General features: G+C 69.2%; 15 protein-coding genes. 5 read left to right on the top strand and 10 right to left on the bottom strand.

Annotation, left to right across the window (positions count from 1 at the left end; genetic code table 11):
* Positions 1–99: 99 nt before the first annotated feature.
* The 10 genes from ABZ948_RS40190 to ABZ948_RS40145 form a co-directional block, all read right to left on the bottom strand.
* Positions 100–1,251, bottom strand: coding sequence for a tyrosine-type recombinase/integrase (locus ABZ948_RS40190; RefSeq protein WP_359768079.1), 1,152 nt, complete (start codon positions 1,249–1,251; stop codon positions 100–102).
* The gene (locus ABZ948_RS40185; RefSeq protein ID WP_062927388.1) at positions 1,251–1,433 is read right to left on the bottom strand and encodes a helix-turn-helix domain-containing protein; all 183 of its coding nucleotides are present in this window, start codon (positions 1,431–1,433) and stop codon (positions 1,251–1,253) included. Before ABZ948_RS40185 ends, ABZ948_RS40190 begins: the two co-directional genes overlap by 1 nt.
* Positions 1,426–2,727, bottom strand: a complete 1,302-nt coding sequence (locus ABZ948_RS40180) for a replication initiator (RefSeq protein ID WP_359768081.1) — start codon at positions 2,725–2,727, stop codon at positions 1,426–1,428. The genes ABZ948_RS40185 and ABZ948_RS40180 overlap by 8 nt, the downstream gene beginning before the upstream one ends.
* A gap of 140 nt (positions 2,728–2,867) precedes the next feature.
* Positions 2,868–3,113 carry a SpdD protein gene (locus ABZ948_RS40175; protein ID WP_359768078.1) on the bottom strand — a complete coding sequence of 82 codons (246 nt, stop codon included), beginning with the start codon at positions 3,111–3,113 and terminating at the stop codon, positions 2,868–2,870.
* A gap of 24 nt (positions 3,114–3,137) precedes the next feature.
* Positions 3,138–3,332, bottom strand: a complete 195-nt coding sequence (locus ABZ948_RS40170) for a hypothetical protein (protein ID WP_102910781.1) — start codon at positions 3,330–3,332, stop codon at positions 3,138–3,140.
* Between the two features lie 14 nt (positions 3,333–3,346).
* Positions 3,347–3,538, bottom strand: a complete 192-nt coding sequence (locus ABZ948_RS40165; RefSeq protein ID WP_359768077.1) for a mobile element transfer protein — start codon at positions 3,536–3,538, stop codon at positions 3,347–3,349.
* 12 nt (positions 3,539–3,550) lie between these two features.
* Positions 3,551–4,225, bottom strand: coding sequence for a DUF2637 domain-containing protein (locus ABZ948_RS40160; protein WP_359768076.1), 675 nt, complete (start codon positions 4,223–4,225; stop codon positions 3,551–3,553).
* Positions 4,226–4,307: 82 nt separating this feature from the next.
* Complete coding sequence (locus ABZ948_RS40155; protein WP_359768075.1) at positions 4,308–5,684, bottom strand: FtsK/SpoIIIE domain-containing protein; 1,377 nt, start codon at positions 5,682–5,684, stop codon at positions 4,308–4,310.
* Positions 5,684–6,040 (bottom strand): SCO3933 family regulatory protein, encoded by a 357-nt coding sequence (locus ABZ948_RS40150; protein ID WP_358966890.1) that lies wholly within the window; start codon positions 6,038–6,040, stop codon positions 5,684–5,686. The genes ABZ948_RS40155 and ABZ948_RS40150 overlap by 1 nt, the downstream gene beginning before the upstream one ends.
* Before the next feature lie 166 nt (positions 6,041–6,206).
* Positions 6,207–6,926: a GntR family transcriptional regulator gene (locus ABZ948_RS40145; protein ID WP_233580483.1), complete on the bottom strand. Its 720-nt coding sequence runs from the start codon at positions 6,924–6,926 to the stop codon at positions 6,207–6,209.
* Between ABZ948_RS40145 and ABZ948_RS40140 the strand changes: the two genes are divergently transcribed.
* From ABZ948_RS40140 to ABZ948_RS40120, 5 genes are read left to right on the top strand one after another with little or no spacing between them, the layout of a single operon-like run.
* Complete coding sequence (locus ABZ948_RS40140; protein ID WP_359768082.1) at positions 6,840–7,082, top strand: hypothetical protein; 243 nt, start codon at positions 6,840–6,842, stop codon at positions 7,080–7,082. The two genes, ABZ948_RS40145 and ABZ948_RS40140, sit on opposite strands and share 87 nt — an antisense overlap.
* 20 nt (positions 7,083–7,102) lie before the next feature.
* A complete protein-coding gene (locus ABZ948_RS40135; RefSeq protein ID WP_359768080.1) occupies positions 7,103–7,510 on the top strand; it encodes an NUDIX hydrolase in 408 nt (135 codons plus the stop codon).
* Positions 7,511–7,556: 46 nt separating this feature from the next.
* Complete coding sequence (locus ABZ948_RS40130) at positions 7,557–7,985, top strand: ATP-binding protein (RefSeq protein WP_359768074.1); 429 nt, start codon at positions 7,557–7,559, stop codon at positions 7,983–7,985.
* Positions 7,979–8,326: a hypothetical protein gene (locus tag ABZ948_RS40125; protein WP_359768073.1), complete on the top strand. Its 348-nt coding sequence runs from the start codon at positions 7,979–7,981 to the stop codon at positions 8,324–8,326. Before ABZ948_RS40130 ends, ABZ948_RS40125 begins: the two co-directional genes overlap by 7 nt.
* Positions 8,323–8,703, top strand: a complete 381-nt coding sequence (locus tag ABZ948_RS40120; protein WP_359768072.1) for a hypothetical protein — start codon at positions 8,323–8,325, stop codon at positions 8,701–8,703. The genes ABZ948_RS40125 and ABZ948_RS40120 overlap by 4 nt, the downstream gene beginning before the upstream one ends.
* Positions 8,704–8,795 lie beyond the last annotated feature (92 nt).

Here is an 8,795-nt window from a genome sequence, read left to right as displayed (position 1 = left end):
GTAGACGCCCGCGTAGGAGGAGTCCGGGATCACCGCGAGGGCGTCGTGCTCCTGGCCGTCCGGGCCTTTGACATCCACTTCTGACATCAACGCGCGCAGTCACTCGCGGATGGGGCGTCTCCGGAGCAGCCGGTCCATGTGGCTCATGGCTTCGCGCTGCGTGTCCTGGACGACGTGCGTGTAGACGTCCATGGTGATGCTGATCTGGGAGTGGCCGAGGATCTCCATCACCACGCGGGGCGCGACTCCGGCCGCCGTGAGGAGGGTGGCGGTGCCGTGCCGGGCATCGTGCAGCCGGATGACGCGGAGGCCGGCGGACTGGGCGACACGGGTGAAGGAGCGGTACAGGTTGCGCGGCTCGACCGGGCGGCCGGTGCGGGTGGTGAAGACGTAGGCCGACTCCTGCCACCTCTCCCCCGCCTTGGCACGGGCAGCCGCCTGCCGCATGCGGTGCCAGCGCAGGGGCGCGATGCAGAGGGCGGGAAGAGGGACTGCGCGGCGACGGCGGCTCTTGGGGTCGTCGTCGTACAGGACGCCACGGCGGCGCTGGACCTGGTGGCGGACGTAGAGGACGCGGTTGTCCAGGTCGACATCCGACCAGCGCAGGCCCACGATCTCTCCCCGGCGGAGTCCCATGGCGATGGCGAGGACGAAGGCCGCGTAGAGCGGATCCTTGCGGGAGGCCGCGAGGAAGTCGAGCGTCTCGTCGAGGGTCCAGGGGTGCAGCTCGGGCTTGTCCGTGCGGGGCGGCTCGACGAGCTTGGCGACGTTGCGCGTGATCAGCTCCTCACGGCAGGCGGAGGACAGCGCCGAGCGTAGAACTCGATGCGACTCCTTGGCCGTTGCGGCGGTCGTCTCCTTCTCCAGGCGAACGAGGAAGCGGCGGACGTCGGCGACGCCGAGGGATTCGAGCCGCTTGGAGCCGAGCAGGGGCACGAGGTAGAGCCGGACGTGTGCCTCGTACTTGTCGAACGTGCTGAGCTTCCGCCGGGGCTTGATGACGTTGTCCAGCCAGTACGGGAGCCAGTCCGAGAGCTTGGCCGACTTGGTGGGCACGGGCACGCCCTGGTCGACCTTGTCGAGCAGCTCGCGACGCTTGGCGTCACACTCGGCCCAGGTCTTGCCGTAGGCGAACTTACGGGCGCGGGTGCCGTCCGGCTGGAGGACGTAGACCGCGCACTGGAAGCGTCCGTCCTTGCGCTTGGTGATGGTGCCGGCGCCGTTGGGGTTCCGCTTGCGTTGCTGGACCATCAGGCGGCCGCCTCCAGTTCGTGGGTGATGTACTCGCGGACAGCCCGCGCGGGGATACGACGGCACCGTCCGATGGTGATCGAGGGCAGACGACGGGAGCGGATGAGGTCGTAGACGGTTGAGCGGCCGAGCTTCAGCCGCTCCATCACGTCAGGCACGGTCAGCAGTTCGTCGTCATGCATGGGTGGGCTCTCCTTCCGTTCCGGGAGCGGGTTCTAGGGATGCGGCCAGCCAGGCTTCGGCGTCCGAGAGGCCAGTTCCGGCGAAGACCCAGTGCGCAAGGACGTACGTCGTCTCGGGCTCGGGGCCGTTGGCTGCTGCGGCTTGGGCTCGGCGCCATTCGGCGCGTGCGTCGCGGAGGGCGCCGAGGGTGGTGGAGTAGCGGCGGGACTTGGTGGAGAAGTGGCCGCGGAAGCCGAGCATGTGGGCCCAGGCGCGCAGGCGTAGGTGTTCGAGGTCCTTGCGTGCGCCGAGGGTCCAGGCGGTTCGGATCATGCGGCGGGCGTGGTCGCTGATGTCGAGCTGGGCGAGTTCGGCGGCGAACTTGAGCGGGCGGTCGAGGGCACCCGTCGCGGTTTCGGCGCCCTTGGTGGCGTACTTGGCGATGTAGGCGGCGACGGCCCGTTCGGTCAGTTCCTGGCCGTCGTTGAAGTGGGCCGAGCGGATGGTGCGGACGTCGAGTTCGCGGCCGAAGGTGAAGGTGTGGCTGCGGCCGTCGATGACCGGGCCGTCCACGCGGACCTTGGCGGCGGCAGCCCGGATGGCGTCCGTGAGCAGCTCGGCGGTTGCCCAAGTAGGGGGCGGGGTGTCGCCGCCGCTGGGGCCGTCGATGCGGATGACGGCGTGGAAGTGGACCGCGCCGCGCTTCTGGTACTCGGCGACCTTGGCGAAGGACACGCGGGCGTGCTCGCGGAAGCGCCGCTGGGACAGGCCGGCGCGCTTGGCTACCTCTCGGCGCAGGTAGGTGGAGAAGCGCCGCCAGAGCGGACCGGCGTGGGCGTTCCAGAGGACGGCGGCTTCGTAGTCGTAGGTGTCCGGGTCGAGCGGGGTGCCGAGTGCGTCGTCGTCCTGGTCGTGGTGGGTGCCGCAGCGGCAGGGACGCCCGCTGGAAGGGCGGTTGTGAACCGGGCCGAAGCTCGGCGCGGTGAAGGTGGCGAACACGCGCGGGTGGGCGGCGACCTGTTCCGGGATGCCCTTGCCGCCGCGCAGGCCCGAGGTGATCAGGTGGAAGGTGTCGCGGCGGTAGACCTCGGCGCACGCCTGGCAGCGGGTCGTGCGGCGGTTGTTGCAGCGGACGAGGAGTTGCCCGGCCGGGAGGCTGGTCGAGTCGAGGCGGTGGAGGACGTTGCCGATTTCGCCGGTCGTGGTGTCGACGTCGTACTCGGTGTGGTGGCCGTCGAGGCGGATCGGGTTGGTGCAGCCGCCGAGTCCGGAGAGCTGGCGGAGGATACCCGGCAGGGTGCCCTGCGCGGCCAGGTTCGCGAGTTCCGGGACTGGGGCCGGGGTGGTGCGGGTGAAGATGGCGATTCCCCTTCTGGCTGGCTCGGTCGGGAGGAACAGGCCCCGGGGCGGCGAAATGCTTGGTCGTGTGCCGCCGCCCCGGAGGCCAGCGGGGCTCAGCGGCGGTGGTGGTCGCGGAGCATGGCGCGCAGGACGACGGCGGCCACGGCAACGGAGATGGCCGTGACGGCGACGGCGGCCAGGAGCGCGGTGAGGACGACCCCGCCGACGACCAGGGCGACGACGGTCTTCTGATCGATGGAGACCGAGGGCAGCGAGCGCCGAACGGGTGCTGTCTCGGTCGGGGTGTGGGTGTGCGCGGGCGGCGGGGTCGGGCTGTCGGGGTACCTGGGGAGGAACACGGGCCAGTCTCCTTATCTACTCGTCTAGGCATGTGAGCCGTTTATGACGGTCACGCCGGAGCGCGTGCCGGACTCGATGGCGGGTGCGAGGAAGGTGCGGGAGAGCCAGAAGCCGAAGAGGGCGATCAGGACGACGATCCAGACGCGGACGCCGAGGAACCTGACTGCTCCCCAGGCGAAGAAGCCGAGGACGACGACCAGCGGCAGGCTGACGGTCACGGGAGGACTCGCTTTCAGCGGACGGGGCAGCGGTGGGTGCGGGCGGCAAGCTCAGCGGCGGCACGGCCGTCGTAGTCGGTGGAGAAGCCGCAGCGGGGGGCGGTGCAGGCGGCGGTGTGCTTCTCTCGGCCCCGGCCGTCGTAGTAAGTGCCGACCTGGACGGGGCCGATGCGGACGACGTGGCGGAAGCGGCGGTTGGCGGTCACACAGGTCTCCTTTCAGAGGTGGGTGGCGATGGCTTCGGCCATGGGTGCGGGGACGCCGAGGCGGGCGCGCAGGGTCGCTGTGTCGATGGGCGTTCCGGTGCGGGTGTGGTGTTCGGCGGCGACCTTGCGGGCGTGCGCGACGAGGGCGGCAGGCACAGGTGGGGCGGGACTCTCAGACCGTTCCGGTTCGTTCGCCGGTCGCTGGGGCGGGGGGTGCTCGGAGACCGCGTGGACGGGTGGCTCGGGGAGGAGTTCTGGTTCCTCCGCTTGGTCGTGTACCCCGTCGTCGTCTGTGTCGGGTTCGGCGGCGTGGTCGATCGTCTTCGGTGCGGAGTGTGCGAGCAGCGTGCCGCCGAGGAAGGCGACCGCAGGCCACCCGGCCACGAGGATGCGCAGCCAGGCCGGGACGTCGTTCATGTCGAGCAGGCCTGCGGTGGCGACGTTGGCGCCGAGTGAGGCCGTGAGCGCGATGAGGAACCAGCACCACCCGGCCGCTTTCGCTTCCCCGGACCGCAGTCGGCGCCAGGCGGCGACGAGCAGCAGGTCGACCGAGATCGGGTAGGCCCAGGCTTTCCATCCGTCCTGTCCGGCCGCCGAGGCGATGTCGTGCAGGTGGGCGAAGGACAGCGCGGCGGCGATGACGGCTTGGATGAGCACCGCGTCAACGCGGGCCAGTTGGGCGCGCATGATGCGGCTCCTTCCGGATTCAGGCATGCGAGGGGTAGGGACTTGGCGTGAGACGGTCACGCCGACCGGGTTGGTGGAGGGGTCAGCCGGTTGCCGAGCGAGGTTCGGTGATCGGGGCCGGGGACTCGACCGGCCGTACCGTCACCTCGGGCTGGAAGGGCTTGAGCACGGGCAGGTCCGGCACCAGGTGCGCGTACTCGCGGCAAGTCTCGGCGGCATCGCCGAGGGACAGGTACGGCGTCCGGATGCGCGACCAGCCGCCCGAGGTGTCACCTGCCACGGCGAGGCCGGGCCGTTCGGGAGCGATGGCACAGGCGGCCATGACCGCTTCGGGTGCGATGTCGCCGAGCGCCATCTTCGCGGAGGCTTCGTCGTTCACTCGGTGGCAGACGCGGCCGGTCAGTTGGGCTCGCAGCATGGTGGCGCCCTTGCCCAGCTCGGCGCCGAAGCGCTGCCCGCAGACCTCCAAATAGATGCCAGCCGCGCGGCCGAGTTGGGCGAGCCGGATGAGCTGGGTGACCATCTCGTCCCGGCGTTCCTCGTCCTTCCTGGTGGCGACGAGGAACAGTTCGGCGACCTCGTCCACGAACAGCACGAGGGGGACGGGGCGTTCCGACTCGGGCAGTCCCCAGATGTCGGAGGTGATCTCTTCGGCCGGGGTGTCCGGGGCGATGCCTTGCCGGGCTTTGATCAGGTCGTAGCGGTCCTCCATTTCCTTCACGAGCACGGGCAGCAGCTCTGCTGCCTGTTCCGGTTCGGTAGCCAGCGCGGAGAGGCGGGAGGCGAACGGCGCCAGTTCCACTCCGCGCTTGCAGTCGATGCCGACGAGGGCGACCGGCTGAGGGGCGAGTCCGGCGATCAGGTGCCGCAGGTACATGGACTTGCCCGACAGGGTCGCGCCGAGGGTGAGTTGGTGGGGCACGGTCCGGTAGTCGCGTATGAACGGCATGGCGTCCTCCCGCAGGGCCACCGGCACCTGAAGGAACTTGGCGTCCACCTTGCGCGGCATCCGCACCTGCCGCAGCACATCGAAGCCGACCAACCGCAACTCAACCACTCCCGGCTTGACCGTGGTCACGTACACGGCGTGAACGCCCCAGGCATGGCGCAGCCGTTCCGCCGAGGCGGCGACGTCGGCCGGTTCCTGCCCCGGAGCGAGCCGCAGACGAAGCCGCAGCCCGGTCGAGGTGGGCCAGATGATGCCCCGACGCGGCGGTACGGGACGAACTTCACGGCGAGTGGTGGCCTTGACCGCCAGCATCCGCAGCCGGGACGGAGCCACGGTCAGGCCGCAGGCCTCCATGACCGAGCCGTACGAGCTGAGGAGCCGGGCCGTGGATATCGGCAGGCCGACCGTGGACCAGTACACCCCGGGATGCTTGGCCCGGGCGTAGGCGGCCCCGCCGCCGAGTGCGGCGACAGGACCACCCACCTCCAGGAGTGTCGTCAGGTCGGTCATCAGGCAGCGGCCCCGGTGGCGGCCGGGAATGCGGCCGGTGTCACGGCGGCGGCGCGGTAGGCGATGCCGTGGCGCTGCTGCCCGTTGAAGACGCTCTCCCACGGCCGGGCCACCAGACCCGGCAGCGAGACCGGGGCCCCGAGCGTCAGCCCCTCGGACACTCCGCTCTCCGGAACGGTGACCTTGATCAGCGACGACTCGCCGTCCTCCAGGTAGACGACGCCGAGCGTCATCAGGGCCTCTCCGCTGGTGGCGTCCTTGGCGATCTCGCCGGTCTGCCGGTCGCGGACCTTGGGCTCGGGCGCCTCGGTCAGCAGGATCGTTGCGGCCGAGGTCTCTACACGGATGGTGCGCAAAGCTTCTTCCCATCTACTCGTCTATACAAGATGCGGCGTTCGAACCCGATCTCTCGGGAACGGCAACCACCTTGCCACACCACTTGCCCACTCGTCTATACGAGTATGCCTGTTGGGGTGTACGAGTTCGGAGAAGCGTCCCCGCGCACCACCGCCGATCAGGCGCTCACGTCGCCGGGAGCTGGTACGACAGGACGTAGGCGTCGGCCGCCATCACCGTGTCGCAGACCTCCACGGCCCGACCTTCCTGGTCGAACGCGGTACGGATCAGATGGATGACCGGCACGCCGGAGGCCAGCCGCAGCGTGCGCACCTCGTCCGGCGAGGGCATCCGGGCGCGGATCTCTTCCTCGAAGTGGTCGAGGCGGTGACCCAGCTCCTCAAGCCGGGCGTAGATGCCGCCGGGCCCGGGGTTCGGCTCGGCGATCGGTGTACCCCGCGCGATGTCGAGCGGCAGATACGAGGTGGCGAACTCCACGGGCCGCCCGTCCAGCAGATACCGGCGACGCCGGGCCAGCACTCGCCGCACAGATCCAAGCCGGGTGGAGACGTCCTGGCTTGCCTTCTCCTCCTTGACCTCCAGGCTGTCCACCTGTGGGTGACTGCCGGCGGCATCGGCCTCCACGATGAACGCGGACTTCCCCTGCTCGCGGTGGCGCCGGGCGAACCGGTCGGAGGCGAGCCGTCGTACAGGCGGGCGTGGTCGCACGAAGACGCCCTTGCCGTGCTCGGCGTGCACCAGGCCCTCGCCCTGGAGGACCGAGAAGGAGTTTCGAACCGTCATACGGGAAACCCCGTAATGCTCGACAAGTTCGGCCTCGGAGGGCAGCTTTTCGCCCTCCTTGAATCGCCCACGGTCGATGGCCTCGCGCAGTTGGTCGGCGATCTGCCGAAAGACCGCACGATCGCTCGTGGGATCGAGATCGCCGAGGAGGCCGGAAGGAAGAGACGGCACGTGTACTCCTTTAGGTATCTAGACGAGTGGGCGAGCTTTGTTGCTACGGTGGAGAGCCTAGCCATCCGAGAGGGCAGAGGAACGTGAGCACCGAACGTCCGCACTCCGTGAGCGTCGCCGGAGTCATCGTCGACGACCAGGACCGCGCCCTCTTGATCAAACGCCGCGACAACGGCCACTGGGAACCCCCGGGCGGAGTCCTCGAACGCGAGGAAACCATCCCCGAGGCCCTCCAGCGCGAAGTTCTCGAAGAGACCGGCATCAAGATCGCGCTTCCCGCGACCCTGACCGGGATCTACAAGAACATGAAGGGCCTGATCGTCTCCATGGTCTTCCGCTGCGAGGCCACCGACGGCACGCCCACCACCGGAGACGAGACCCGCGCACTGCGCTGGGCCACCCGCGAAGAAGTCATCGAACTCGCCGACGAGGCGTACGCAATCCGCGTCTTGGACGCATTGGACGCTGCATCCCCGCCGGCCATCCGCGCCCACGACGGCGTGAAACTCGTCTAGCCCGAACCCGCTGCACATGGCGGCCTACCAGCACGAAGGAACTTGTATGCACGAGTATACGAGCACCGCCCGGGTCTGGGGACTCACTTGCCCAGGTTTTCCGGAAGAGGTGAGCCGGGCCCGCCGCTGGACGCGGGACATCCTGCGCGGATCTCCCCTGGCCGACGACGCCGAACTGATCGTGAGCGAGCTGAGCGCGAACGCGATCCTCCACACGGCCAGCGGCACAGCATCCGGCAGCTTCCACCTGGCCCTGGCCGTCTCCCCACAGGTGGTCGCCCTGTCTGTCACGGACGCCGGGGGCACCGGCATGTCCCCCAAGGTCGAGCACCAGGACCAGGACGCCGAACACGGCCGAGGCCTGAGCATGGTCACCGCCCTCGCCCACCGGATCGTGATCCACAACAGCCAGGCCGGCCACACCGTCACCGCGGAACTCTTCGCGAGCGCACGACCGGGAGGACGCACATGGTGACGGCCACTCCTCACGGGCGCTTAGCCGCAACAGAACCCGACAACGCCTATTGCTGTTGGGCAGCGGCCTATCCCGCGAACGAGACCCGCTCCATCCTTCTGGGATCACACACCACGCCAAGCCCCCGCCTCGCCCTGCGCTGGCTGCGCGAGCGGACGAGCAACATCACCGACCAACTCGACGCGGCGTACGCACGACCGGGACGCCACTGGCTGAACGACGAACCAGAGCACGAACGCGCACTCGCCATCCTGACCGGGGGTACGGCCTACCAGCTCACCCTTCATGACGAGAACACCCGCTACGTGCTCGTGGCCTGCCCGCTGGGAGTGACCTCGTGACGAAGCTCCAGCGTGGCTACTGGTGCGAGTGCTGGACCGAAGACCTCACCAGCGAAGCGGAGCAACCGACCCTGCACGCATCGTTCGACGCGTACTCCGCTCTTCAAGCCGACAGGTGGGTAGCCGTCGCGCTCAGGACCATCACCCCGGCACTGGACACCGCAGCATGCGACGAAGCGTGGGCATGGCTCTACGAGCAACGAGCCGAGACAAGAAGAGCCCTCCTACGATCCGAGCCCTGCACCGTCACCATCACACACGCCACCACCCGCATCACGTGGACGATCCGACCAGTGCGCTTCCTGCCCCTCGCCCACCGTCGAGGCCCCGAACTCCCCGCGTGCACATCCGACTTCAAGCCCCGCACCACAGACTGAGTTACAACTTTCTCTACTGGTTCAAGGCGGCTCGCAGGCCAGGGCGACCTCCTTGTCGTGCGCCTCGGCGAAGGTCTGGCCGCAGAAGCGGG

Source organism: Streptomyces olindensis (assembly GCF_040645895.1).
Lineage (GTDB): Bacteria > Actinomycetota > Actinomycetes > Streptomycetales > Streptomycetaceae > Streptomyces > Streptomyces olindensis.
Note: the sequence above shows the minus strand (reverse complement) of the source record. Positions and strands in the feature narration are given on the sequence as shown.